Annotated in this window: 20 protein-coding genes and 1 riboswitch; of the genes, 12 read left to right on the top strand and 8 right to left on the bottom strand. The window is 71.3% G+C overall.

Features of this window, described 5'->3' with window-relative positions:
• Nucleotides 1–53 precede the first annotated feature (53 nt).
• The 3 genes from BUR99_RS08080 to BUR99_RS08070 all read right to left on the bottom strand — a co-directional run bounded on the left by BUR99_RS08080 (nucleotide 54) and on the right by BUR99_RS08070 (nucleotide 2,950).
• Nucleotides 54–611 carry a dihydrofolate reductase family protein gene (locus BUR99_RS08080; RefSeq protein WP_074259850.1) on the bottom strand — a complete coding sequence of 186 codons (558 nt, stop codon included), beginning with the start codon at nucleotides 609–611 and terminating at the stop codon, nucleotides 54–56.
• Between the two features lie 170 nt (nucleotides 612–781).
• A complete protein-coding gene (locus tag BUR99_RS08075) occupies nucleotides 782–1,612 on the bottom strand; it encodes a hypothetical protein (RefSeq protein ID WP_074259849.1) in 831 nt (276 codons plus the stop codon).
• Between the two features lie 171 nt (nucleotides 1,613–1,783).
• Nucleotides 1,784–2,950: an RtcB family protein gene (locus BUR99_RS08070; protein WP_074259848.1), complete on the bottom strand. Its 1,167-nt coding sequence runs from the start codon at nucleotides 2,948–2,950 to the stop codon at nucleotides 1,784–1,786.
• Nucleotides 2,951–3,354: 404 nt separating this feature from the next.
• On the opposite strand from BUR99_RS08070, the gene BUR99_RS08065 reads away from it, so the two are divergent.
• The 11 genes from BUR99_RS08065 to BUR99_RS08015 all read left to right on the top strand — a co-directional run bounded on the left by BUR99_RS08065 (nucleotide 3,355) and on the right by BUR99_RS08015 (nucleotide 17,152).
• Entirely contained in the window at nucleotides 3,355–4,413 is a 1,059-nt protein-coding gene (locus BUR99_RS08065; protein WP_074259847.1) for an NAD-dependent epimerase/dehydratase family protein, read from the top strand.
• Between the two features lie 28 nt (nucleotides 4,414–4,441).
• On the top strand, nucleotides 4,442–4,873 hold the full coding sequence (locus BUR99_RS08060; protein WP_074259846.1) for a hypothetical protein: 432 nt from the start codon (nucleotides 4,442–4,444) through the stop codon (nucleotides 4,871–4,873).
• Nucleotides 4,874–5,115: 242 nt separating this feature from the next.
• A complete protein-coding gene (locus BUR99_RS08055; RefSeq protein WP_074259845.1) occupies nucleotides 5,116–6,567 on the top strand; it encodes a dicarboxylate/amino acid:cation symporter in 1,452 nt (483 codons plus the stop codon).
• A 26-nt stretch (nucleotides 6,568–6,593) separates the two neighbouring features.
• Nucleotides 6,594–7,520 (top strand): fibronectin type III domain-containing protein, encoded by a 927-nt coding sequence (locus BUR99_RS19945; RefSeq protein ID WP_143231540.1) that lies wholly within the window; start codon nucleotides 6,594–6,596, stop codon nucleotides 7,518–7,520.
• 35 nt (nucleotides 7,521–7,555) lie between these two features.
• Nucleotides 7,556–9,649 carry a fibronectin type III domain-containing protein gene (locus tag BUR99_RS20410; protein WP_200802704.1) on the top strand — a complete coding sequence of 698 codons (2,094 nt, stop codon included), beginning with the start codon at nucleotides 7,556–7,558 and terminating at the stop codon, nucleotides 9,647–9,649.
• 309 nt (nucleotides 9,650–9,958) lie between these two features.
• A complete protein-coding gene (gene glsA, locus BUR99_RS08040) occupies nucleotides 9,959–10,990 on the top strand; it encodes a glutaminase A (protein ID WP_074259842.1) in 1,032 nt (343 codons plus the stop codon).
• Nucleotides 10,987–12,618, top strand: a complete 1,632-nt coding sequence (locus tag BUR99_RS08035) for an MFS transporter (RefSeq protein ID WP_074259841.1) — start codon at nucleotides 10,987–10,989, stop codon at nucleotides 12,616–12,618. Before glsA ends, BUR99_RS08035 begins: the two co-directional genes overlap by 4 nt.
• 27 nt (nucleotides 12,619–12,645) lie before the next feature.
• Nucleotides 12,646–12,758: riboswitch (TPP riboswitch) on the top strand.
• Nucleotides 12,749–13,651, top strand: a complete 903-nt coding sequence (thiM, locus tag BUR99_RS08030) for a hydroxyethylthiazole kinase (RefSeq protein ID WP_200802703.1) — start codon at nucleotides 12,749–12,751, stop codon at nucleotides 13,649–13,651. Its footprint overlaps the riboswitch before it by 10 nt.
• Nucleotides 13,648–14,310, top strand: coding sequence for a thiamine phosphate synthase (gene thiE / locus BUR99_RS20530; protein ID WP_074259840.1), 663 nt, complete (start codon nucleotides 13,648–13,650; stop codon nucleotides 14,308–14,310). The genes thiM and thiE overlap by 4 nt, the downstream gene beginning before the upstream one ends.
• Nucleotides 14,307–15,848 carry a bifunctional hydroxymethylpyrimidine kinase/phosphomethylpyrimidine kinase gene (locus BUR99_RS08020; protein WP_234980792.1) on the top strand — a complete coding sequence of 514 codons (1,542 nt, stop codon included), beginning with the start codon at nucleotides 14,307–14,309 and terminating at the stop codon, nucleotides 15,846–15,848. Before thiE ends, BUR99_RS08020 begins: the two co-directional genes overlap by 4 nt.
• Entirely contained in the window at nucleotides 15,845–17,152 is a 1,308-nt protein-coding gene (locus tag BUR99_RS08015) for an MFS transporter (RefSeq protein ID WP_084183817.1), read from the top strand. The genes BUR99_RS08020 and BUR99_RS08015 overlap by 4 nt, the downstream gene beginning before the upstream one ends.
• A 115-nt stretch (nucleotides 17,153–17,267) precedes the next feature.
• Here BUR99_RS08015 and gap read toward each other — a convergent pair whose 3' ends face one another.
• From gap to BUR99_RS08000, 3 genes are all read right to left on the bottom strand, one after another.
• On the bottom strand, nucleotides 17,268–18,266 hold the full coding sequence (gap, locus tag BUR99_RS08010) for a type I glyceraldehyde-3-phosphate dehydrogenase (protein ID WP_074259838.1): 999 nt from the start codon (nucleotides 18,264–18,266) through the stop codon (nucleotides 17,268–17,270).
• A gap of 134 nt (nucleotides 18,267–18,400) precedes the next feature.
• The gene (locus tag BUR99_RS08005; RefSeq protein WP_074259837.1) at nucleotides 18,401–19,354 is read right to left on the bottom strand and encodes a GlxA family transcriptional regulator; all 954 of its coding nucleotides are present in this window, start codon (nucleotides 19,352–19,354) and stop codon (nucleotides 18,401–18,403) included.
• 44 nt (nucleotides 19,355–19,398) lie between these two features.
• Nucleotides 19,399–20,313, bottom strand: coding sequence for a DMT family transporter (locus tag BUR99_RS08000; protein ID WP_074260297.1), 915 nt, complete (start codon nucleotides 20,311–20,313; stop codon nucleotides 19,399–19,401).
• Between the two features lie 218 nt (nucleotides 20,314–20,531).
• Here BUR99_RS08000 and BUR99_RS19930 point away from each other — a divergent pair, with 218 nt between their 5' ends.
• A complete protein-coding gene (locus tag BUR99_RS19930; protein WP_143231539.1) occupies nucleotides 20,532–21,500 on the top strand; it encodes a hypothetical protein in 969 nt (322 codons plus the stop codon).
• A gap of 3 nt (nucleotides 21,501–21,503) precedes the next feature.
• On the opposite strand, the gene BUR99_RS07990 is transcribed toward BUR99_RS19930, so the two are convergent.
• Together BUR99_RS07990 and BUR99_RS07985 are read right to left on the bottom strand one after the other, a co-directional pair.
• Entirely contained in the window at nucleotides 21,504–22,433 is a 930-nt protein-coding gene (locus BUR99_RS07990) for a 5'-3' exonuclease (protein ID WP_234980791.1), read from the bottom strand.
• Nucleotides 22,434–22,465: 32 nt separating this feature from the next.
• On the bottom strand, nucleotides 22,466–24,124 hold the full coding sequence (locus tag BUR99_RS07985) for a DUF885 family protein (RefSeq protein ID WP_074259836.1): 1,659 nt from the start codon (nucleotides 24,122–24,124) through the stop codon (nucleotides 22,466–22,468).
• Nucleotides 24,125–24,214: the final 90 nt, after the last annotated feature.

The following is a 24,214-nucleotide window of genomic DNA, read 5'->3' as shown; positions in this document are numbered from 1 at the left end:
AGAGCCCGGAGCAAGGCTGAGCCCGGAGCGCAGACGGATGCCGCGGCATCCGCTCAGCGCGTGACGTCGTAGACCTGCTTGATGATGCCGTTGGAGTACGCCTCGCACTCGACCAGGTCGAGGTGCGTGTACGGGTCTCCGTCGCCGAAGAGGCGCTTGCCGTCGCCGAGCAGCACCGGGAAGACGAGCAGGTGGTAGCGGTCGACGAGGCCGGCCGCGGCAAGGCCCTTCGCGAGCGTGGCGCTGCCGTGCACGATGATGGGGGCGCCGTCGCCCTCCTTGAGCTTCGCGACCTCGTCGAGCGAACGCAGTACGTGCGTGTTGTTCCACTCGGGGTCGGACAGGGTGCTCGAGACGACGTACTTCGGCATCGCGTTGTACTCGGCGAAGTCGTCGACCATCGTGGGCCAGACGGGCGCGAACTCGTCGTAGCTGACGCGGCCGATGAGCATCGCGCCCGCCTCGAGCTGCTCGCTGCCCTTGAGCGCGTACGCCTCCTCGACGAACGGGACGTCCTTGAACGTCCAGCCGGCCCGCGGGTGCGAGCCGCCGCCGGGCGAGTCGATGACGCCGTCGAGGCTGATGAACTCGGTGACGATGAGGGTGCGCATGGTGTGATTCCTTCCGAGTCGGTATCTCCGCTCTCATTCTGGCGTCGAACGAGAATGCGCCAGATCGACATCAGACGGGAAATCCGCGGTGGCGCACGGTCAGGCACGTGAAACGAACGACTCCCCGGCCGCGCGTCGCGCGACCGGGGAGTCGTGTGGTCGGTGAACGACTACTGACGCGCAGCGCGGCGACGCGCGACCGTGAGCACTGAGACCGCGGCACCGGCGAGCAGCAGCATCGCCGCGGTGAGGCCGGCGCCCAGCGGTGCTGCACCGGTTTCGGCGAGCCCGGTCGGTGTTTCCGGCGCGGCCGGCGCGGCCGCCTCGCCAGACGACGCCACCACCTCGACGGTGACCGATGCGGTCACCCCGGCGAGCGTGGCAGTGATCGTGTGCGGGCTCGCAGTGGGGAATGTGACGGTCTGACCGCTGACGACATCGGTGCCGACCGAGCTCGTGAGCACGGCCGCACTCCCATCGATCGGCGTGCCCCACTTGTCGGTGCCGGTCACCGCGAAGGTGAGCGAGCCGCCCTTCGCGACGCTCGGCGCACTCGGCGTGATCTGCAGGGCGACCGGGTCGCCGACGACCGTGAGGCTCGTCACGCCGTACTGCGCACCCGATCGGACAATGACGGCCCGAGGCCCGTCTCTGAACGCTGTCACGGTCAGTCCGTCGACGACATCGCCGGACAGATCCGTCCCGAGGAAGTACTCGAGCTCCGGCTGGGGGTCGAGCGGTGCGCCGCCCTCGCTCGCCAGCACGGTCACCTCGAACGTGACGGGCACGCCGGGCTTCGTGACGGCCTTCGCCGGCGAGAGCACGAGGGTCTTCGTCTCTTCGACCGGCGGGGTCGTCGGCGACTCCGACGGGAAGCCGGGGATCCCTGAGGAACCGGGGACCGTCTCCTCGGCCGAAGCGGAAGCGCTGAAGGCACCGAGGCTGATGATGGCGGCGAGGCCGAGAGCGAGGGAGGGCGCGACGATGCGACGAGAGATCACGGGAGACGTGGTCCTTTCGGGAGTTCGGGTCTCCCGAAGCTATCCGAACGGCACCCTCCCGGGGATCTCGAGTGGGTAACGATGTCGTGGCAGACCATCGGGCCGTCACCGCGCCGCGACCCGCGTGCTTCCGATGGAGCACGCGAGCCGCGGCATCCGCTCAGGGGCCGGTCAGTCGCCCTTCACGTTGACGAGCTGCCGCAGCGTGTGCCGCACGGTCACGAGCGACGAGGCATCCGCCATCACCTGGTCGATCGGCTTGTACGCCTGCGGGATCTCGTCGATGAAGGCGTCGGTGTCGCGGAACTCGATGCCCGTCATCGCCTCACGCAGCTGCTCGTGCGTGAAGGTCTGCCGCGCCTTCGTCCGCGAGAACGTGCGGCCGGCGCCGTGCGGCGACGAGTTCAGCGACATCGGGTCGCCGAGTCCCTCGACGACGTACGACGCGGTACCCATTGATCCGGGGATGAGCCCGGGCCGACCGGCGTCCGCCTGGATCGCGCCCTTGCGCGACACCCACACCCGCTTGCCGAAGTGCTCCTCGCTCTCGGTGAAGTTGTGGTGGCAGTTGATGCGCTCGAGCTCCTGCACCGGCGTGCCGACCCACTCGCCGACCTGCCGGATGACGCGGTCCATCATCTCCTCGCGGTTGAGGAGCGCGAAGTGCTGCGCCCACCGGAGCTCGCGGATGTACTTCGTGAACTCGGGCGTGCCCTCGACGAGGTAGGCGAGGTCGGGGTCGGGCAGGTCGATCCACCACTGCTTCGCGAGTCGCCGGGCGACCGCGATGTGGTGCTGGGCGATCCTGTTGCCGACGCCCCGGCTGCCCGAGTGCAGGAACAGCCACACGTCGTCGTTCTCGTCGACCGAGACCTCGATGAAGTGGTTGCCGCTGCCGAGCGAGCCGAGCTGCTCGCGCCAGTTGCCCGCGTACGTCGCCGGGTCGAAGCCCTTCGCCTCGGCGAGGGCCTCGAGCTCGGCGATGCGCGGCGCGGCGGTCGCGACGACCTTGCGATTGTGCTTTCCCGCCGAGAGCGGAATGGCACGCTCGATCTGCTCGCGCACCGGCCGCCGATCGGCCGGCAGCTCCGACGCGGTGAACTGCGTCTTGACCGCGATCATGCCGCAGCCGATGTCGACCCCGACGGCCGCGGGGATGATCGCCCCGAGGGTCGGGATGACCGAGCCGACCGTGGCGCCGAGCCCGAGGTGCGCGTCGGGCATGAGCGCGAGGTGCGGGTAGATGAACGGCATCGTCGACGAGGTGCGGGCCTGGTCGACGGTCTTCTCGTCGATCAGGCTCGCCCACGAGACGAGCCGCTTCGTGATGGTCTCCATGTTCCTTTCCTGTCTTGCGTGTGCGTTGCGTTGATCCGGGGGCCCGAGGCTCCCCGTCGCGCGCAGACAGAGAAACACCCCGGGCCTCGACCGGCACGGGGTGACGAGAATGCGGGCTTGCCGCGTCGGCGTCAGAGTGCCGGGTCGAGAACCTGGTCGAGTTCGCGATTGAGCAGGCAGTGCCCATCGGTGATCTCGATGAAGGAGGGCTTGCTCGTGCGCTGCAGAGACACGGTCATGACCTTCCTTCCAGGTTCCGGGGATGCTGCGCGGAGTGCGCAGCTTTCGAACACTAGTGGCTCGGATGCCGCGAGGTCAATGCCCGGGCACCGCAGCCGCGCATGCTCCGCTCGCGCGGAACCCGTCGATCGGGCGCGGGAGTAGAGTCCGACCAGGAGGCTCAGGTGAGCGGCGAGCACGTCTTGGTGACCGGCGGCACGGGGTTCGTCGGAGCGCACTGCATCGTGCAGCTCCTCGAAGCGGGCCATCGCGTCCGCACGACCGTGCGCTCCCACGCGCGCGCCGGGGATGTGCGGGACCTCGTGCGAGCCGGGCTCGCCGCGGCGGGCGTTGCGAGCACCGCCCGTGTCGACGACGTCGAGGTCGTGCCCGCCGATCTCATGCACGACGATGGCTGGCCCGAGGCCGTCGCAGGTACCGACTTCGTGCTGCACGTGGCATCACCGTTTCCGGTGCGCCAGCCGAAAGACGAGAACGAGCTGATCGTGCCCGCCCGCGACGGCGCGCTGCGAGTCCTTCGGGCCGCGCGCGCCGCTGGAGTACGCCGGGTCGTGCTGACCTCGTCGTTCGCGGCGATCGGATACGGGCACGCGGTCGACCCGGGTCGGCCGTTCACGGAGGAGGACTGGACGAACCCCGACGGCCCCAACGTGACGCCCTACGTGAAGTCGAAGACGATCGCCGAGCGGGCGGCCTGGGACTTCGTCGAGGGCACAGGCGGCGACCTCGAGCTCGCGGTCGTGAATCCGGTCGCCATCTTCGGCCCTGCCCTCGGGCGCGACTTCTCGAGCTCCATCGAGATCCTGCTCGGCCTGCTGAACGGTCGAGTGCCTGCGGTTCCGCCCGGCACGACGACCGGCGTCGACGTGCGCGACGTCGCCGACCTTCACGTGCGGGCGATGACGCATCCGGACGCCGCAGGCGAGCGATTCCTCGCGGTGGCCGGCGATCCCATCGCCTTCCATGACCTCGCCGTGATGCTGCGCGACCGCCTCGGCGCCGATGCGAAGCACGTGCCGACGCGCGTGCTCCCGCGGTGGCTCGTGCAGGCCGGCGCAGTCGTCAACGCCGAGCTGCGTGCGGTCGCGCCGCAGCTGCGGCGCTCGCAGGGCGCCTCGCATGAGAAGGCCGAGCGGATGCTCGGATGGCATCCTCGCTCGACGGAAGACGCGATCGTGGCCTCGGCCGAGAGCCTCGTGCGGCTCGGGCTCGTCAGGCCGTGACCGCGCCGTCGCCCCGTACGATCGCAGCATGAGCGACGCACGCGAGCCGGATGGCTCCGAGGAGCCGGAACGGCCCGACGGTCCCTGGTGGACCGGTGAGGACGAGGTCGGCGGCGTCGGGTTCGCACGGTTCTTCGCGTACACCGGACTGCTCATGGGCATCGCCTCGCTCATCATCGCCGTGGCGGCACCCCTCGAGGGCGACGCGCTGCGCACGGTGTGGATCACGGGCTTCGCCACGGCCTCGATGTGGATCGCGTTCATGGCGGCGCCCCGCTACCGTCGCGAGGGCATGCGGGTCTCCCCGGCGGTGCCCATCACCATGGCGCTCGGCGTGCTCACGATCGTGATCATGGTCTACGCCTTCGTCGTCATCGCGCTCGCGGCGAACGGCATCGTGCTTCCCGCTCCCGCGCACTGGTTCGGCGGCTCGACCGCGCCGAGCGGCGTGACGGTCTGAGGCATCCGCTCGCCCGGGTCGGTGATGTCGCAGAACGTCATACGGGCGACGTCGGTCGACGTCATCCGACGTCGCGGTACGCCACTCGACGACATCGAATGACACCGTCCGAGCACTCCGAGCGACGTATGCCGTCATAGGCATTCACAGTGCGACACGCGTCGCACCGAGGCATCCGGCGGTCAATACGGTCGTGCCCATGCACCGAATCCGCACCTCGTCCGCTCCGCTCGGAGAGCGTCGTGGCTGACCTCGACTGGCTCTCGATCGCCGCCCTCGCCGTCATCGCCGCGCTCTTCGCCGGCCTCTTCCTGCTGCGCCGCGCCGGCGCGAAATTCACGCTGCTGACGGTCATCGCGCTCGTCGTGGGCATCGGCGTCGGCCTGGCCTTCCAGGGGCACCTCGACTACGTCGACGTCATCGGCACGATCTACGTCAACGTCATCACGGCGGTCGTCGCACCGCTCATCATCGTCTCGGTGCTCTCGAGCGTGACGTCGCTCGGCAGTCTCGCGAAGCTGCGCACGATCGGCCTGAGCTCGGTCTTCTGGCTGCTCACCACGAACCTCATCGCGATCCTGCTGACCCTCGGCCTGGCGCTCGCGACGGGCATCGGCAAGGGCGCCAACCTCGAACTTGCGGGCGTCGACGGCTCGGCGCTGACGGGCCTCCTCGCCCCGCTCGACGAGGTCATCGTCGGACTCTTCCCGCACAACGTCGTCGGCGACATCTCGTCGAACAACATCATCGCGATCATCCTCTTCACCCTGCTGATCGCCGTCTCGTACCTGATCGTCGCCGACAAGAACGCCGAGAAGGTGCGGCCGTTCAAGGAGTTCGTGGATGCCACGCGGCGCGTGCTCTTCAAGGCCGTCGGCTTCATCATCGCCCTGACCCCGTACGCGGTGCTCGCGCTGGTCGCGGTCACCACCTCGACCGCGGTGACCCGCATCGAGACGGCGCTCTCGCTCGTCGGCGTGCTCGTGATCGCGCTCGTCGCCTGCTTCGTCGACGCGTACCTCGTCAACGGCGTGCTGCTGCGGGTCTTCGCCGACCTGAACCCGCTGCGGTTCTTCCGGCTGCTGACCCCGGCGCAGTACACGGCGTTCACGACGCAGTCGAGCATCGGCACACTGCCGCTCACGATCTCGACGCTCACCCGCAAGATCGGCGTCTCCGACGAGGTGGCGGGCTTCACCGCCCCGATCGGCACGACGATCGGCATGCCCGGATGCGCCGGCATCTGGCCCACCCTCGTCGCCGTCTTCACGGTGAACGCCCTCGGCATCGACTACACGCCGCTCGACTACGTCGTGCTCGTCGTGCTCGGGCTGCTCGTCTCCCTCGGCACCGCCGGCGTGCCCGGCACCGCGATCGTCACGGCGACGGCCGTGCTCACCGCCGTGGGCCTGCCCATCGAGGTGCTCGTGCTGCTCATTCCGATCAGCGCCATCGCCGGCACCGCGAGCACCATGGCCAACGTCACTGCGGCGGCCACGAGTGCCGCGATCGTCGCCCGGCGTGCGGGCGCGCTCGACGACGAGATCTTCGCGGGCCGCGCCGTGCATCGCGACGACCTCGACGACGACCGCGTCGCCGACGCCTCCTACGCGGGCGGGCACGATTCCGACGCCATCGAAGCGGATGCCTCGACGCCGGGCGCCGCACCGACCGAACTCGCCGCCCACCGCTGACCGGCCGACCCAGAAGGAAGAACGCCATGACCTCTCGCACCACCCACCGCGCCCGCGGACTCCGCGGCTTCGCGGCGACCCTCGTGCTCGCGATCACCGTGCCCGCGCTCGTGCTCATCAGCAGCGGGTCGGCGTCGGCCGCAGGCGATGTCTGCGACCTCTGCTCGATCAACTTCGACCTGGGCGCCTGCGAGGACGCCGGCGGGTACCCGTACGACAGCACCCAGGAGGATCCGCCGCCCGCGATCGGCGGCGGCAGCGCCCCGGCACCCGCGCCGGCCCCCGCCCCCGCCCCCGCCCCGGCACCCGCGCCGGCCCCGGCGCCCGCACCCGCGCCGAAGACCGGCACCACGGGCACGTCCGGTGGCACCACGGGAACCTCCGGCGGCAGCTCCTCCGACGAGTCGGGTGACACCACGGATGCATCGCAGGCTGCGGCCGGCGCGGCGAAGCCCGCGGCCGTCGCCGCGACCGCACCGCTCGCCCCGGCGGCGCCACGACTGACCGCCAAGGGCAGCGCACTCACCGTGACCTGGGCGGCCCCGACCGACGGCGGGTCGCCGGTGACCGGCTACAAGCTCTCGCTCAACAAGGGCACCGCGATCCCCCTCGCGGCGACCGCGACCTCGCACACCTTCAGCGTGCTCGGTGCGGGCAAGTACACCGCGACCCTGGTCGCCGTGAACGCCGTCGGCGAGTCGCCCGTGTCGAGCGTGTCGAAGTCGGTGACCATCACCGCATCGACCGCGAAGCCCACCGCGCAGGCCGTCGAGACCAGCGCCGCCACCTACGGCGGAGCACCCGAATGGCTCGCCGGTGCCGGCATCCTCATCGCCCTCGTGGGCATCGGCGCACTCGCGCTGCTGGGCCAGCGGCTGATCGCCCGCCGCCGCACGAACGCGACCGCGACCGCCCGCAGCGAACAGCCCGACGAGACATCCGCGCCCGAATGACCGGCCCGGCCCACCCCCCAGAGAAAGGAAGCACCGTGCCCGACCACCAGCGCCCCACCCAGAGGCGGGCGGCGATGCTGACCGCACTCGCCATCGCCGGCACCGTCGTGCTCGGCGGTGTCGCGGCGACCCCGGCCACCGCAGCCCCCGCGAGTCCGACCGACACCGTCGACTGGTTCGACGACGCCTACGACGGCCTCGGCCCCGACAGCGTCTACGAGACCGTCACGTTCGAACGGTTCGAGTACCTGCTCGGCCAGGAGGGCCGGTTCGCCTTCCTCATCGGCGGACCCGAAGACGCGCAGACGGCGGCGACCGTCGGTCCGATCAACGACGTCGCGAAGGCGGCGGGCGTCGAGCGCATCTACAACTTCAACCCGCGACTCGACGGCGACCGACTCGACATCCGCACGACCACGAACGCCGACGTCGCCCCGCTCTGGGCACGACTCGTGACCAACGCCCTCAGCAAGGACACGCAGACGCCGTTCGACGGAACCGACGACCCGACGCTCTTCGTCTACGACTCGGCGCACCTCGCGGGCGGAGCGGAGGACCGCATCGTCTCGGCGATCACCACCCCGGTGACCGCCGGGCAGCTCGCCGAACCGGCCGCGCTCACCGCCTACAAGGCGCAGGTCGCCGCCGTGCTCGGCACGGCAGCCGACCTCGACACGAGCGACCAGTTCACCTTCACCGAGCAGGTCGTGAACGCCAAGCACGCCTCGGCCTACGGCGGCCGCGACGTCTACGGCGGCGCGACGGTGCTCGACGACGGCGACGCCGACTGGCGCGTGCAGACGGTCACCTACCCCGAGCTCGTGAACCTGCTCGAGAGCGACGGCGACTACGTGCTGCTCTTCGGCGGCACGTGGTGCCACAACACCCGCGCCGTGCTGAAGGAGGTCAACCGGCAGGCCGTGGCGAACGATGTCGCGAAGGTCTACTTCTTCGACCTGCGCCTCGACGGCAACTCGGGCAACGACCTGCACATCCGCGACACCGGCTCGGAGTTCGCGGACTTCTACGGCGACCTCGTCACGAAGTACCTGCCGAACCTCGTGACCCAGTACGTGCCCGGAGTCTCGGGCCAGGTCGACTACTTCCCGGGCGGCGACACCTCGAAGGCGCTCGCCACGGCGAAGAAGCTGCAGGTGCCGTACCTGCTCGAGTACGACCGCTCGCGCACCGTCGGCGGCCAGCCCGCGCCGATCGCGCAGCAGTGGATCCACGCCAACGGCGACGGCACCTACAAGGAGTACATGACCGAGTGGTGGTACGTGAACGACCTGCCCGGGCGGTACGCCGACCGGCCCGACCCCGCCGGTCTCGCCGCACAGCTCGCCTTCGCCGATGAGGCGATCGCCGCCCTCGGCACCTTCTTCGACGCGCTGCCGTACGACCCCGAGGTCGTCGCCACCGCACCGGCCACCCCCGAGGCGCCCGGCGCCACGGTCGCCGGCACCGACGTGACCGTCTCGTGGGCGGCACCCGCCGACGGCGGCTCGCCCATCACGGAGTACCTCGTCTCGCTGAACGGCGCCGCCCCGGTCTCGGTGCCCGCCGGCACGACGACGCACACCTTCACCGGGCTCGCGGGCGGCGCGTACACGGCGACCGTCGCCGCGCGGAACACGGTCGGCACGTCCGCGGCATCCGCAGCCTCGACCGCCGTGACCGTGGTGGCAGCGCCCGCCGAGGACCCGACGACGGTGAAGGGCACGGTCACGGTGACCGGCGACCTCGTGCCGGGCGGCCGCATCACGGTCGTCGGCAAGAGCCTGGCGCCGGGCACCGAGGGCTTCGCGGTCGAGCTCCACTCGACGCCGCAGACGCTCGGCGCTGCGACGACGAACAGCGACGGCGGGTTCACCTTCACGGGAACCATCCCCGCTGCGACGCCCGCCGGCGCCCACACGATCGTCGTCACGATCGACGGCGTCGAGGTCGCGAGCTCGTCGATCACGGTCGCCGCGGCCGGCTCCGGCGAGGAGACGACGAGCGCGGGGCTCGCGTCCACCGGCGCCCCGCTCGTCGACGTGCTCGGGTGGCTCGCGCTCGCCCTGCTCGCAGCGGGCGGCGCGGCGTACGCCGTCGTGCGGGTGCGTTCGCGGCACACGATCGGCTAGCTCGACCCGAACGGAACGGGGGCGGTGCCACGCGGCATCCGCCCCCGTTCTCGTTGCCGAGTCGCCCCTCGCCATGCTGGGAGGCATGAGCCTCACACCCCGGCCCCGATCACGGAATCGTCGTCGAACTCGCCCGCGACAACCCGCTGCGCCTGACGCGCTGAACCCGCGTCGCCCGCATCGCGATTCGCGATCGAGCAGAGTCCGACTTCCCGACGCGGCTTCCGCATGTCGGCGCGGCGCGTGCAGCATGATCGGGATCATCGCCGCAAACGATCGATCATTCCGTAATGCGGATGCAACGTTGTGATGTCAGGGGGACGCGTGGATCTCGAAGTCGACGACATCGAACAGCGCGCCTCCGCCGGCGCACTCCCCTCGTGGGACGACGTCGAGTCGCTCGTCCAGGCCGCCTACGAGCGCAACCGCACGGTCGACGACGGCGAGGTCGCCGACTACATCCCCATCCTGGGCGAGGCGGATCCGGCGCTGTTCGGGGTCGCGGTCGTCGAGGTCGACGGCAGGGTGCACGACGCCGGCGACGTCGATCGGCGCTTCTCGATCCAGTCGATCTCGAAGGCCTTCGTCTACGCCCTCGTCTGCGAAGAGCTCGGCCACCGACCCGTGCTCGAGCGCATCGGCGTGAACAACACCGGGCTGCCGTTCAACTCGGTGATGGCGATCGAGTTGAACGACGGGCACCCGCTGAACCCGATGGTCAACGCCGGGGCGATCGCGACGACGGCACTCGTACCGGGCGACGACGCCGACGCCCAATGGGCGTTCATCGTCGAGGGTCTCTCCCGCTTCGCCGGCCGCACGCTCGAGCTCGATGACGTCGTCTACCGTTCGGAGGCGGCGACGAACCAGCGGAATCGAGCGATCGCCGGCCTGCTCGAGAGCTACGGCCGGCTCGATCGCGACCCCCTCGAAACCGTCGACCTCTACACGAAGCAGTGCGCACTCCTCGTGAGCGCCCACGATCTGGCGGTGATGGGTGCGACGCTCGCCGACGGCGGCCTGAACCCGGTCACCGGCGTGCAGGTGGTCTCGCCCGAGGTGTGCCGCGACACCCTGGCGGTGCTCGCCGCGAGCGGCCTCTACGAACGCTCGGGCGAATGGCTCTTCGAGATCGGCCTGCCCGGCAAATCGGGTGTCGCCGGCGGCATCGTGACCGTCTCCCCGGGCAAGGCCGGCATCGGCACGTACTCACCGCGACTCGACAGTGCCGGCAACAGCGTGCGCGGCCAACGCGCGACCGCCCACCTCGCCCGCAGCCTCGGACTCAACATTTTCGCGTCGACGACGCACGAACCATCCACGGAACGGAGTCGACCATGACCTCGAGCACGCACTCCCCCGAGAATGCCCTCATCGCGAAGGCATCGTGGGCGCCGATGATCGGGCTCTTCCTCGCCCAAGTGCTCATGTCGTTCAACGTCGCGGCACTGCCCGTCTCCATCGGCGGCATGGTCGAGGAGTTCGGTGTACCGCCCACCGCCGTGAGCACCGCGATCGTGACGTACGGGCTCATGGTCGCGGCCCTCGTCATGGTCGGCGCGAAGCTCGGGCAGCGGTTCGGCTGGGTGCTCGTCTTCCGTATCGTGGTCGGCCTGTTCGGTCTCGCCGAGCTCCTGATGGTGTTCGCTCCCACGATCGAGTGGGTCATCGCGGCGCAGGCGTTCGCGGGGGCATCCGCCGCCATCATCGTGCCGTCGCTCGTCGCGCTCATCGCCGAGAACTACCACGGCCCCCAGCAGGCGACCGCGATCGGCTCGCTCGGGTCGGCCCGCGCGATCTCGGGGGTGAGCGCGTTCTTCATCGGCGGAGCGCTCGGCACCCTGGTCGGCTGGCGCCCGGTCTTCCTCATCCTGCTCGTGCTCGCCGTCGTCGTCTTCGCGCTCAGCTTCACGCTGCGCTCCGACAAGGGCGACCCCGGCATCAAGATCGACCTCGTGGCCGCCCTCTTCATCGGCTCGGGCATCGTGCTGCTCACCCTCGGCTTCAACAACCTGAACACGTGGGGCATCGTGCTCGCGACGCCGAACGCCCCGTTCGACGTGCTCGGCCTCTCACCCGCGCCGGTCTTCGTGGTCCTCGGACTCATCCTCGGCCAGGCGTTCTTCGTGTGGACTCGTCGGCGCACACGCGAGGGCAAGGTGCCGCTCGTGAGCCTCTCGGTGCTCGGCTCCTCGCGCGAACGCGCCGCGGTCTATGCGATGTTCGTGATCGTCTCGCTCGAGGCGGCGATCAACTTCACCGTGCCGCTCTACATCCAGATCGTGCAGGGTCGCACGCCATTCGACACCTCGCTCGCGATGATGCCGTTCAACGTCACGGTCTTCATCACCGCCACGCTCGTGGTGCGCTTCTACCGGCGCTACGCGCCCCGCACGATCGCATTGTTCTCGTTCATCCTCACGACCGTCGCCCTGCTCTGGCTCTCGTTCGTGGTGACGAACGACTGGGAGACGGTGCCGACCATCGCGGGACTGATCGTGTTCGGCATCGGCCAGGGTGCACTCGTCACCCTCGTCTTCAACGTGCTCGTGACGTCGGCGCCGAAGGAGCTGGCGGGCGATGTCGGCTCGATCCGCGGAACGACGCAGAACCTCGCCTCGGCCGTCGGCACCGCCATCGCGGGCGCGATGCTCGTGACGATCCTCAGCATGAACATCGCCCAGGCCGTCGCGAACGACGTCGAGATCCCCGACGAGGTCGTGGCCCAAGTCGACCTCGGCGAGGTCAACTTCGTGAGCAACGACCAGTTGCGCGAGGTCCTGGATGCGACGGATGCGACCGACGCCCAGGTCGACGCGGCAGTGCAGATCAACACCGATGCGCGGCTCAGCGCGCTGAAGCTCGGCCTGCTCATCATGGCCGGAGTGAGCGCGCTCGCGATCATCCCCGCGAGCCGGCTGCCGAAGTACCGGCCGGAGGAGATCCCCGATCCGTCGCCCGCGGAGTGACGCGAGCGATCGACCACTAGGCTCGACCGCAGTGACACGGGGTGCCGTGCGCCGCTTCACCCGAAGCGGGCATGGCTGAGAACACACCCGTCGAACCTGATCTAGTTCGAACTAGCGAAGGGATGTCGCGTTGAGCGATCGTCTGTCCATCGACCCTGCCCGGCACTCGGCCGAACTGCTGAACCTCGTTCGCGAGAAGACGCCGCTCGTGCAGTGCATCACCAACAAGGTCGTCACGAACGTGACGGCCAACACCCTGCTCGCGCTCGGCGCAGCGCCCGCGATGGTCGACATCCGCGGCGAGTCCGGCATCTTCGCGGGCATCGCGTCGGGGCTCCTCGTGAACCTCGGCACCCCGACCGAGGAGCAGCGCGACGCCGCACGCGAGGCGGTGCCCGCGGCGAATGCGGCCGGCACGCCCTGGGTGCTCGACCCGGTCGCGGTCGGCAGCCTGCCCGTGCGCACGGCGCTCGCGCACGAGCTCCTCGTGCTCCGCCCCACCGTGATCCGCGGCAACGCGAGCGAGATCATGGCGCTCGCCGGAGCCGGGGCCGGAGGCCGCGGCGTCGACGCCTCGGATTCGACCGATTCGGCAGCGGATGCCGCGGCTCACCTCGCTGCCGCGCACGGCTCGGTCGTGGCGGTGTCGGGCCCCGTCGACCTCATCACCGACGGCCGCCGCATCGCCCGCATCGCGAACGGCGACCCGCTGCTCACCCTCGTGACGGGCGGCGGCTGCGCGCTCGGAGCCGTGACCGCGGCGTCCCTCGCCGTCGCCGACGACCCGTTCGCGGGCGCCGTCGCGGCCACGCTCGTCTACACCGTGGCCGCCGAGCTCGCCGCCACCGACCCGGGAGGGGTGGGCAGCGTCGGCCCCGGCACCTTCGCACCGCGATTCCTCGACGCGCTCGCGCAGCTCACGACCGAACAGGTGGTCGAGCGTGCCCGGGTGCGCGTCTCGAACGTCGAGGTGAGCGGCGTCGCGGGCGATGTCGCGGGCATCCACGGCGACGCCGCGCTGGTGCGCTCGTGAGCGCCCGCACCGCACTCGATCTCTCGACCTACCTCGTCACCGATGCCACACTCTGCGGCGAGCGCGGCGTCACCGCCGTGGTCGCGGCTGCGGTCGACGGCGGCGTGCGCACCGTGCAGCTGCGCGACAAGGTCGACAGCACGTCCAACCTGCTCCGACTCCTCGAAGAGCTCGCGACCGCGATCGACGGCCGCGCCGTGCTGCTCGTGAACGACCGCCTCGACCTCGCGATCGCCGCGCGGGCGAGCGGCCTGCCCGTCGACGGCGTGCACCTCGGCCAGGGAGACGCCGCCGCGGCGATCGCCCGCGACCGGCTCGGTCCCGACGCCGTCGTCGGTCTCACCGCGAACGCGCCCGCCCACCTCGAGGCACTGCGACGGATGCCCCGTGGCACCGTCGACTACCTCGGCGTCGGCGTCATCCGGCCGACGACGACGAAGCCCGACCATCCCCCGGCCCTCGGCATCGACGGCTTCGCCCGCTTCGCCGCGGAGGCGGAACTGCCGTGCGTCGCGATCGGCGGCATCGTGCTCGCCGACGTCGCGCCGCTCCGCGAAGCCGGCGCCGCGGGCGTCGCGCTCGTCTCGGCGATCTGCGCGGCCGACGACCCGCGAGCCGTGGCCCGAGATCTCGCGAACCGATGGGAGGCGGCGCGATGACGGCACGAGTGCTGAGCATCGCCGGCAGCGACCCCTCGGGAGGCGCCGGCATCCAGGCCGACCTGAAGTCGATCTCCGCCGTCGGCGGCTACGGCATGGCCGCGATCACCGCCCTCACCGCGCAGAACACGCGCGGCGTGCGCGCGGTGCACGTGCCGCCGGCGGGCTTCCTCGCGGCGCAGCTCGACGCGATCTCCGACGACATCACGATCGACGCCGTGAAGCTCGGCATGCTCGCGAACGCGGAGGTCATCCGCACCGTCGCCGATTGGCTCGCACGAACCCGGCCGCCGATCGTCGTGCTCGACCCGGTCATGGTCGCCACGAGCGGCGACCGCCTGCTCGACGCGGACGCCGAATCGGCGATGCGCGAGCTGCTGCCGCTGGCCGACCTCGTCACCCCGAACCTCGGCGAACTCGCGGTGCTCGCCGGCTCCGGCGGCGGGCCTCCGGTCGTCGCGACGACGTGGGCCGAAGCGATCGCGCAGGCCGAGAGCGTCTCGGCGCGCTACGGCGTGCGGGTGCTCGCGAAGGGCGGCCACCTCGCCGGCGATGCGGCGCCCGACGCGCTCGTCGACGCCGCCACCGCGACGATCGTCGACTTCGGCGGCGAACGCATCGCCACGACGGCGACGCACGGCACCGGGTGCTCGCTCTCATCGGCGATCGCGACCCTCGCCGCCGAGCACGGCGACTGGCCGGCCGCGATCACCGAGGCCCGCCGCTGGCTGCGCGAATCGCTGCGTCACGGCGAGGCGCTCGGCGTCGGCGGCGGGCACGGCCCCGTCAACCACTTCGCCGGTCTCTGGGCGCGCGGCGGCACACGCACCGCGCCGACGCCGGCCGAGGTCGAGGCCGAGTGGTGGGCCGGCATCGCCGACCTGCGGCACGAGATCGACGGACTGCCGTTCATCCGCGGCCTCGCCGACGGTTCGCTCGAGCGCGAACCGTTCCTCGGCTACCTCGCCCAGGACGCGCACTACCTGCGCGACTACGCACGAGTGCTCGCCGAGGCCTCGCGCCTCGCACCGGATGCCGCAGGGCAGGCTTTCTGGGCGAACTCCGCCCACGGCTCGATCATCGGCGAGCTCGAACTGCACACCGGCTGGCTCGGTCCGGAGGCCGGCACCGCGGCATCCGCACCGCCCGACGCGACGACGACCGCGTACCTCGACCACCTGCTCGCGTCCGCGCAGCGCGGCGATCACGCCGTGCTCATCGCGGCCCTGCTGCCGTGCTTCTGGATCTACACCGACCTCGGCGAACGCCTCGCCGCGGGCGAGTTCGGCGAGGCCGCCCTCGATCCGGCGCATCCGTACGCGTCGTGGCTCGCGACATACGCCGACCCCGGCTTCACCGTCGCGACGCGCGAGGCGATCGGCTTCGTGACGCGGGCGGCCGCGGGCGCGACGCCCGAGCATCGCGAGCGGATGCATCGGGCCTTCGTCGCCTCGGCGCGGCACGAACTGGCGTTCTTCGCGGCTCCGCTCGCGGCCGCGTCGGCGACTCCGGCGTCGGCCGGGGCGGTGACCGCGTGAGCGCCGCGGCGACGGCACTCGAGCCCGCGCCCGCCGAAGGCACCCCGTCCGACCCCGCCCGGAGCCGCCGTGCCGTCACCGCGGCGGCCTTCGGCACCGTGCTCGAGTGGTACGACTTCTTCCTCTACGGCACGGCCGCGGCGCTCGTCTTCCCGACGCTGTTCTTCCCCGCCGACGATCCGCTCACGAGCCTGCTGCTGTCGTTCGCCGTGTTCGCGACGGGCTTCGTCGCGCGCCCCCTCGGCGGCCTCCTCTCGGGGTACTTCGGCGACCGCTTCGGCCGGCGGCGCGTGCTCGTGGCGACGCTGCTCACGATGGGCGTCGCGACCGCCCTCATCGGCCTGCTGCCGACGCACGCGCAGGTCGGAGCGCTCGCGCCCGTGCTGCTCGTCGTGCTCAGGCTCGTGCAAGGGCTCGCGACGGGCGGCGAGTGGAGCGGCGCCGTGCTGCTCGCCCTCGAGCAGTCGCCGCTGCGGCGCGGGTTCCGCGGGGCGTTCATCTCGAGCGCGGTGTATGTGGGACTCATCCTCGGCAACCTCGCGTTCGTGGTGCTCGTCGCCGTGCTCGACGAGCAGGCGCTGCTCGACTGGGGCTGGCGGGTGCCGTTCGTCGCGAGCCTCGTGCTCGTCGCGATCGGCTGGCGGCTGCGCCGCCGGGTCGACGAGTCACCCGAGTTCGTCGCGATGCTCGAGGCACGTCGAGAGGCGCGTCAGCCCATCGCCGAGGTGCTCCGCCGGCCACGCGGCATCCTCGCCGTCTTCCTCGTGCGCGTCGGGGTCAACACGACCTTCTACGTCGTCTCGGTGTTCTGCCTGAGCTACGCGTCGACGGTCGTCGGCATGCCCCGAGAGGTCACCCTCACCGCGCTGCTCGTCGGGGCGGCGGTCGCCGCGGTGCTCTGCCCGTTCTGGGGCGCGCTCGGCGACCGCATCGGTCCGCGCCGCCTCGTGGTGTGGAGCCTCGTCGCCTTCGCCGTGCTGGCCGCACCGCTCTTCCTCGTGCTCGACACGGGGTCGGCGGCACTCGTCATCGGTGTCGTGGTCGCCGCGATCGGCATCGTGAACTCGGCCTCCGACGGCGTGCAACCCGCCTACTTCACCGCGATGTTCCACACGCGCGTGCGGTACTCGGGCATCTCGATCGGCCGGGAGGCGGGAGCAATCGTCGGCGGCGGGCTCGCCCCGCTCGCGGCGACCGCGCTGCTCGCCCAGGCCGGGCACTGGTGGCCGATCGCCGTCATGATGGCCGTCGCGGCGATCGTCGGACTCGTCGGCACGGCGATCGCGCCGCGCGAGCGCGGATAGGCGCCGAGACTAGCGGCACCGACGACGCCCCACGCTCGATGCTCGCGCGTCGACCCACCGGACACGAACGGGCCCGCCTCCATCGGAGGCGGGCCCGTTCGGGTTACGGCGAGGTCTACGCGCCGAGCAGCGTCAGCGAGTCGATGACGCGGTTCGAGAAGCCCCACTCGTTGTCGTACCAGGCGACGACCTTGATGTGACGGCCGTCGACACGGGTGAGGTCGGCGTCGAAGATCGACGAGTGCGGGTTGCCGACGATGTCGGTCGAGACGAGCGCCTCGTCGGAGTACTCGAGCACGCCCTTGAGCGGGCCGTCGGCTGCGGCCTTGTAGGCGGCGAGCACCTCGTCGAGGGTGACGTCCTTCGAGACGGTCGTGTTGAGCTCGACGATCGAGCCGACCGGCACGGGCACGCGCATCGAGTCGCCGTTGAGCTTGCCGTCGAGCTTCGGCAGCACGAGGCCGATGGCCTTCGCGGCACCGGTCGACGACGGCACGATGTTGACGGCGGCGGCGCGGGCGCGACGCGCGTCGGAGTGGGGCGCGTCCTGCAGGTTCTGGTCCTGCGTGTAGGCGTGGATCGTCGTCATGAAGCCGTGCTCGATGCCGGCGAGGTCGTCGAGCACCTTCGCGAGCGGGGCGAGCGCGTTCGTGGTGCACGAGGCGTTCGAGACGATGACGTGGGAGTCGGCGTCGTAGGCCTCGGTGTTCACGCCGTAGGCGAGCGTGACGTCGGCGCCCTTCGAGGGGGCCGAGACGAGCACCTTCTTGGCGCCCGCCGTGAGGTGCGCCTTCGCGGCCTCGGCGTCGGTGAAGCGGCCGGTCGACTCGAGCACGACGTCGACGTTCAGTTCGCCCCAGGGCAGCTGCGCGGGGTCGCGCTCGGCGAGCACCTTGACGCGACGGCCGTCGATGACGAGCACATCGCCGTCGACCTGGACGGAGGAGCCGAAGCGGCCCGCGGTGCTGTCGTACTTCAGCAGGCGGGCGAGGCCGGCGGGGTCGGTGAGGTCGTTGACGGCGACGAGTTCGAGGTCGGCGCCGCGCTCGACGAGTGCGCGCACGACGTTGCGGCCGATGCGGCCGAAGCCGTTGATGGCGATGCGGGTGGTCATGGCAGAGGGGTTCCTTTCGATCCGTACCCCTCAACCCTCGCCGTGTCGGCCGTCGCGCGGGAGTGGCGTGCAGGTCAGCATCCGCAAGGATCTCGCCAAATAGCCTCGGCGGCCCCTCGCCAGCGACCCGCCCGCTACTCCCCCGCGGCGAAGGTGTGCCGGTAGTCGCTCGGCGAGACCCCGAGGATGCGCTGGAAATGCAGCCGCAGGTTCGCCCCGGTGCCGAGGCCGGCCCGCGCGGCGATCTGCTCGACCCCGAGGTCGCTGCGCTCGAGCAGTTCGCGAGCCATGTCGACCCTCGCCCGCAGCACCCACTGCATCGGCGTGTAGCCGGTGTCCTCCACGAAGCGACGCGAGAAGGTGCGCGGCGAGACGTTGGCGTTGCGGGAGAGCGCATCGAGGGTGAGCGGTTCGTCGAGCTGTCGCAGCGCCCACTCCCGCGTCGCCGCGAACACGGGCCCGAGCTCGGGAGGAAGGCTCCGGGGAACGTACTGCGCCTGGCCGCCGCTGCGGTACGGAGCGGCGACGAGCCGTCGTGCAGCGTGATTGGCGACGGCGACGCCGTGATCGCGGCGCACGAGGTGCAGGCAGAGGTCGATGCCCGAAGCCGCCCCGGCCGACGTCAGCACCGCGCCCTCGTCGACGAACAGCACGTTCGTGTCGACCTTGACGAGCGGATGCCTCGTGGCGAGCGCCCGGGTGTAGTGCCAGTGGGTCGTGGCCCGACGACCGTCGAGCAGGCCCGTCGCCGCGAGCGCGAACGCCCCGGTCGAGATCGCCGCGAGGCGCGTCCCACGCGCGTTCGCCGCCCGGAGCGCGTCGACGACCGCTGCCGGCGGCTCGTCGCGATCGGGGTGCCGGTACCCCGGAATGAACACCGTCTCGGCCCATTCGAGCGCATCGAGCCCGTCGGCCACGTGGTAGGAGAGCCCGTCGCCGCCCGTGACGAGTCCGGGTGCCGCGCCGCACACCCGCACCTCGTAGGGCATGCTCGCGCGGGTCGAGAACACCTGTGCGGGGATGCCGACGTCGAGTGGCTTCGCCCCGGGCAGCACGAGCACGGCGACGCGATGGGTGCGGCGGGTCATCCGGCCAGAATGCCATGCGCCGAAAGGATTCGGCCAACGACAGCTCAGGCGAGCCGCTGCTCGGCCGACGCCGCCTCCGGCCCTTCGGCCGCCACGGGCGCACGTCTCCGGCGAGTCACGAGGTACGAGCCGGCGAGCACGAGGGCGAAGCCGACGATCGTCCACACCGTGACCCGCTCGCCGAGCACGAGCGCGCCGGCGAGGATCGCGACCGCGGGGTTGACGTAGGTGATCGCGGTCGCCTTCACCGGCCCGATCTCGGCGACCAGGCCCACCATCAACAGGAACGCGAGTGCGCTGCAGACCACGGCGAGCACGACGATCGACACGATGACCGCCTGCGACGGCCACGTCGTCGGCCATCCGCCCGTGACGAGCACGAACGGCACGTAGACGACGGCCGTTGCGGCGAGCGACACCGCCACGACGCCGACGCCCGGCAGGTCGGACATCCACCGCGCGAGGATCGCCGGGCCGAGCGCATAGCCCACCACGACGACGGCCATCTGCGCGACGGCGACGAGGTCGGAGCCGGCGATGTCGAGGCCGACGAGCGCCGCGACACCGAGCATGCCGAGCGCGAGACCGAGCCAGTTCAGGCGCGTGAGGCGCTCGGGCCGGCCCATCGCGAAGGCGATCGCGACACCGGCGAGCGGCACGGTGGCGAGCAGCAGCCCCGCCGTCGAGCTGGGCAACCGCTGCTCGGCCGAGCTCAAGAAGTACCACGGGAGGATGATCTCGACGATCGTGTAGGCGAGCATCGGCTTCCACCGGCGCACCACCGGGGCCACCTCGCGACGGAAGAACGCCAACGGCAGCAGCAGGATCGCCGCCAGCCCGGCCCGCCCCAGCACCACCATCGCGGGGTCGAGCTCGCTCACCGCCACCTTGATGAACAGGTACGGGATGCCCCAGGCGATGCCGAGCGCGGCGAACAGGATCAGCCCTCGACGAGTCACCGGCTCATTCTCATGCTCCGCCCGTCGAGCCGCGACGGATCCGCTGCCGAATCGCGACGACATCCCGCCATGGGCCGATTCTCGTGCCCGGCACTTCGGCACTCCGGCACTTCGGCACTTCGGCACCGGCGATGAGCAGACGGATGCCTCGCGCGGGGTCGGGCGTAGGGTGGTCGAACCGCCCAGCCCGGACGGCCCGATCGAACGACGAGGTGGCGATGAGTCAGGCGACTCCCGACGTGGAACACTCCCCCGAGGACACGACGCCGGGGGCGCGCCCGGCACGTGCCCTGCGCACCTGGCAGCTCTTCCTGATCGGCGTCGCATCCGCTGCCCTCGGCCTGCTGCCCTGGCTGATCACCGGGATGCGCCTGCCGTTGCAGAACCTCTGGGCGAGCGAGACCCTGCCCGACGACATGCCGCTCGTGCTGCTGCCGTTCAGCCAGTACTTCCTGTCGCTCATCGCCTCGCTCCTCGTCATCGGCGCCGCGATCGCGGGCCTCGTGGCGCGTTCGACCCGCTCTCATGCCCCGCGCGGCGGATTCGCGATGCTGCTCATGGGGGTGCTCCTCGTCGACGTCGTCGCCATCGGCCAGACCGCCACGACCGTCGGCGGAGGTCTCCGCGACGACGACTGGTCGGTGGTGTACCTCGGCGCGATCGTCGCGGTCGCCGTCGCGGGAGTCGCCGTCGGCGTGGGCGTGCTCTGGCTCATCGCCCGGGCGCCGCGCGCCGGTGCGGTCATCGGCTTCACGATCGCGGCGATCCTCTCAGCCGGCTGGCTGCACGCGCTCATGGCCCCACGCGGGCCCGCCTTCGCGGGAGATCCGGCCTGGCTGTGGGACGCCGTGCGCTGGGTGCCGGCCGTGCTCGTCGGCGCGGCGATCGCCTGGGGCGGCATCGAGACCGTCGGCCGTGTCGTCGCGGCGATCACGAGCCTCGCGTTGCTCTGGGTGGGGCCCACGCTGATCACCGCCGTCTCGGCCGCGGCGGGCACCCGGGTGCTCGCCCAGTACCCGAGCGAGATGGTCGACTACGGAGTCGGCGTCTTCCGCATGGCGCTCACCGACCCCGGCCTCGTCATCCCGCCGATCGTCACGGCGATCGTCGTCGCCGCGATCGGACTCGTCGCGCGCGCCCTGTTCGCCCGATCGGCGACGGCCCGCCGCGCGGCATCCGTCGACTGATCCTCAGCCGAGCGCATCGAGCGCGGCGAGCACCCGCGCCACCGATCCGCCGAGGTTCCAGTCCGTCGCGAGCGCCTCGAACGCCTCTCGGCGAGCACCGGTGACGGGCCGCAGTCGCGAGTCGAACTCGCCGAGGTCGAGGTCGCGCACGACCTCGACGACGGTGGGGGCGACGTCGAGGTAGTCGGCGGCGGCGGCGAACTTCGCGCGCACGCTCGCGGACATCGGCACCGAGGCATCCGCTGCCGCCGTTCGGATGCCATCGAGGTCGACGAACTGCTGCAACAGCGACGCGGCGGTCTTCTCGCCGACGCCGGCGACGCCCGGCAGGCCGTCGGACGTGTCGCCGCGCATCACCGAGAAGTCGACGTACTGCTGCGGCAGCACGCCGTACTTGCCGACGACCGAGGCGTCGGTCAGCACCTCGAGCCTGCTCATGCCGCGCGCGGTGTAGACGACCCGAACGGATGCCTCGTCGTCGATCAGCTGGAAGAGGTCGCGGTCGCCCGTGACGACGTCGACGGGCAGGTCGGCACCGGTCGCGAGGGTGCCGATGACGTCGTCGGCCTCGTGCTCGGGGGCGCCGACGACGGCGATGTCGAGCAGGCCGAGCACCTCGCGGATGCGCGGGATCTGCACGATGAGTCCGGGCGGGGTCTCCTCGACGTCGACGCCACCGGGCACGGCCCGCTCGACGCGGTGCGCCTTGTAGCTCGGGATGAGCTCGACCCGCCATGCCGGCCGCCAGTCGTCGTCCCAGCAGGCGACGAGGTTCGTCGCCTCGAAGTCGGTGACGAGGCGCGCGATCATGTCGAGCAGGCCCCGCACCGCGTTCACCGGCGTGCCGTCGGGTGCCGTGATCGAGTCGGGCACGCCGTAGAACGCGCGGAAGTAGAGCGAGGCGGTGTCGAGGAGCATCAGTCGGTCGGCCACAGGCCGATCATGGCACGGCGTCGGCTGCGTTCCTACCCCGGGAAGGTCTCGGCCCAGTCGCCTGCTGCGTCGAGCACGTCGACGTCGCCACGGTCGCCGAGCAGTTCCCAGCGCTGCAGCGACACCGGCACGTTGCCGTTCAACCACAGCGAGTCGTGGAACTCGCGGAGCGAGAAGTCGTCGCCTCGAGCGACGACGGCGTCGGCGAGCAGTCGCTTCACCTCGAGCTTGCCGACGAGGTACGCCATCGCGAGACCGGGCGTCGCCACGTAGTACGAGGTCTCTTCGGTGGCCGTCGGGGCGTCCATCGGCACGAGCCGGACGAAGAAGTCGATCGCCTCGTCGAGGCCGAAGACGCCCGTCGCGAGGTTCACGTCGACGACCACCCGCAGCGCACGCAGCCGCATGAAGTTGTGCACGATCGTCTGCGAGTGCGGCGCATCGTCGAAGAGCCCGGCGTCGAGCATGAGCTCTTCGTTGTAGTGGGCGATGCCCTCATTGGCGACCGAATCGACGTACTGCCGGCGCATGGCGCGCGGATGCCCCCACGAGAGTGCGAGCTGCTGGCTGTGCGCGCCCTCGTGGATGATGCCGAGTCTCGGGTCGCGAGCGTTCGCGGCATCGAAGTACGGGAGTTCGACCGCCGGCACCGGCACGTAGGAGACCGCATCGCCCTCGCGCGACCGCTCGTTGGTGAGATCGTCGGTCACGCCGAGGAAGGCGATCGGCTCGAGATACGCCGGGTACTCCGCGAAGCGATAGCGGCGCAGCGACTCGGGCTGGCTCAACAGGCCCTCGCGCTCGTACAGGGCCCGCACCTCGGCCTCCGCCGCGGCCTGGGCGGCGACCTCGGCGGCCACGTCTGCCGCGAGTGGCGCATCGGTCACTGCGCGGTGCCGGTTGCGCGAGATCGTCTCGGCCGCGACCGCGCGCCGGTACTCCTGCAGGGCCGCACGCACGAGCTCTTCGGGCTCCGTCGCGACGAGTGCGACGTGCCGCAGGTACCAGACGAACGCATCGCGGCCCACGACGACCTCGGGGCCGAGACGACCGGCGGATGCCTCGAGCCACTGCGCGTACCGGGTGAGCGCCGCGCTCGCAGCGGGCTGCGCTGCGGCGAGCGCGGTCGCCGTCGCGGCATCGACGTGCGCGGTGAGCGCCGACACCGAACCCGCCAGCCGCGACCCGATGCTGGCGAGCTCGGCCGCAGCCACTCGCGCGAGCGTGGCGACACCGGCGCGCTCGAGGTTCGCGATCGCCTGCTCGACGGCCTGGGGAACGGCTCCCAGCACGGTCACGAGATCGGCCTGCCGTGCCGCGCCGAAGGGCGGTGGCGCAAGCAGCAGATCGAACCACGGGCCGAGGATCTGGCTCGTGAGGAAGACGGCGTCGCGCTCCCAGTTGCGGAGCACGTCGAGCTCCCAGCGCACGCGCGCGAGCGCCGACCCCAGCAGGCGGTGGTCGACCTGGTCGGGGATCGGCAGCCCCGAGACATCCGTCGCCCGCCACTGCTCGACGAAGCCGGCGAGCTCCCGTCGTCGCTCCTCGACGGACACGGGATCGATCCGCGGCACCCACCCGGCCGGCCGCTCGACGCGCGGGATGTCGTCGGAGGTGCGGAACGAGTTCGCTGCGCGCCACTGCCGGAACTCGGTGCCGAGGCGTGCGAGGTCTGCATCGATCTGAGCCATGCCGGCCACGTTAGTCTCGTGCGCCGACACCGCGATCGCATCCGCAAGCGCCGTCGGTCCCGGCGCGGGGCGGTGCGGCGGCGCGCACGC

The sequence above is a fragment of the Agromyces cerinus subsp. cerinus genome, from assembly GCF_900142065.1.
In the GTDB taxonomy this organism is placed as follows: domain Bacteria; phylum Actinomycetota; class Actinomycetes; order Actinomycetales; family Microbacteriaceae; genus Agromyces; species Agromyces cerinus.
This window is presented reverse-complemented; position numbering and strand designations above follow the sequence as displayed.

Bases quoted from the DNA above. Each gene is read 5' to 3' on its own strand.
- BUR99_RS08080 (WP_074259850.1), bottom strand. From the start codon at position 611: ATGCGCACCCTCATCGTCACCGAGTTCATCAGCCTCGACGGCGTCATC.
- BUR99_RS08070 (WP_074259848.1), bottom strand. From the start codon at position 2,950: ATGGAGACCATCACGAAGCGGCTCGTCTCGTGGGCGAGCCTGATCGAC.
- BUR99_RS08060 (WP_074259846.1), top strand. From the start codon at position 4,442: ATGAGCGACGCACGCGAGCCGGATGGCTCCGAGGAGCCGGAACGGCCC.
- BUR99_RS19945 (WP_143231540.1), top strand. From the start codon at position 6,594: ATGACCTCTCGCACCACCCACCGCGCCCGCGGACTCCGCGGCTTCGCG.
- glsA (WP_074259842.1), top strand. From the start codon at position 9,959: ATGTCAGGGGGACGCGTGGATCTCGAAGTCGACGACATCGAACAGCGC.
- BUR99_RS08035 (WP_074259841.1), top strand. From the start codon at position 10,987: ATGACCTCGAGCACGCACTCCCCCGAGAATGCCCTCATCGCGAAGGCA.
- BUR99_RS08020 (WP_234980792.1), top strand. From the start codon at position 14,307: ATGACGGCACGAGTGCTGAGCATCGCCGGCAGCGACCCCTCGGGAGGC.
- gap (WP_074259838.1), bottom strand. From the start codon at position 18,266: ATGACCACCCGCATCGCCATCAACGGCTTCGGCCGCATCGGCCGCAAC.
- BUR99_RS08005 (WP_074259837.1), bottom strand. From the start codon at position 19,354: ATGACCCGCCGCACCCATCGCGTCGCCGTGCTCGTGCTGCCCGGGGCG.
- BUR99_RS19930 (WP_143231539.1), top strand. From the start codon at position 20,532: ATGAGTCAGGCGACTCCCGACGTGGAACACTCCCCCGAGGACACGACG.
- BUR99_RS07985 (WP_074259836.1), bottom strand. From the start codon at position 24,124: ATGGCTCAGATCGATGCAGACCTCGCACGCCTCGGCACCGAGTTCCGG.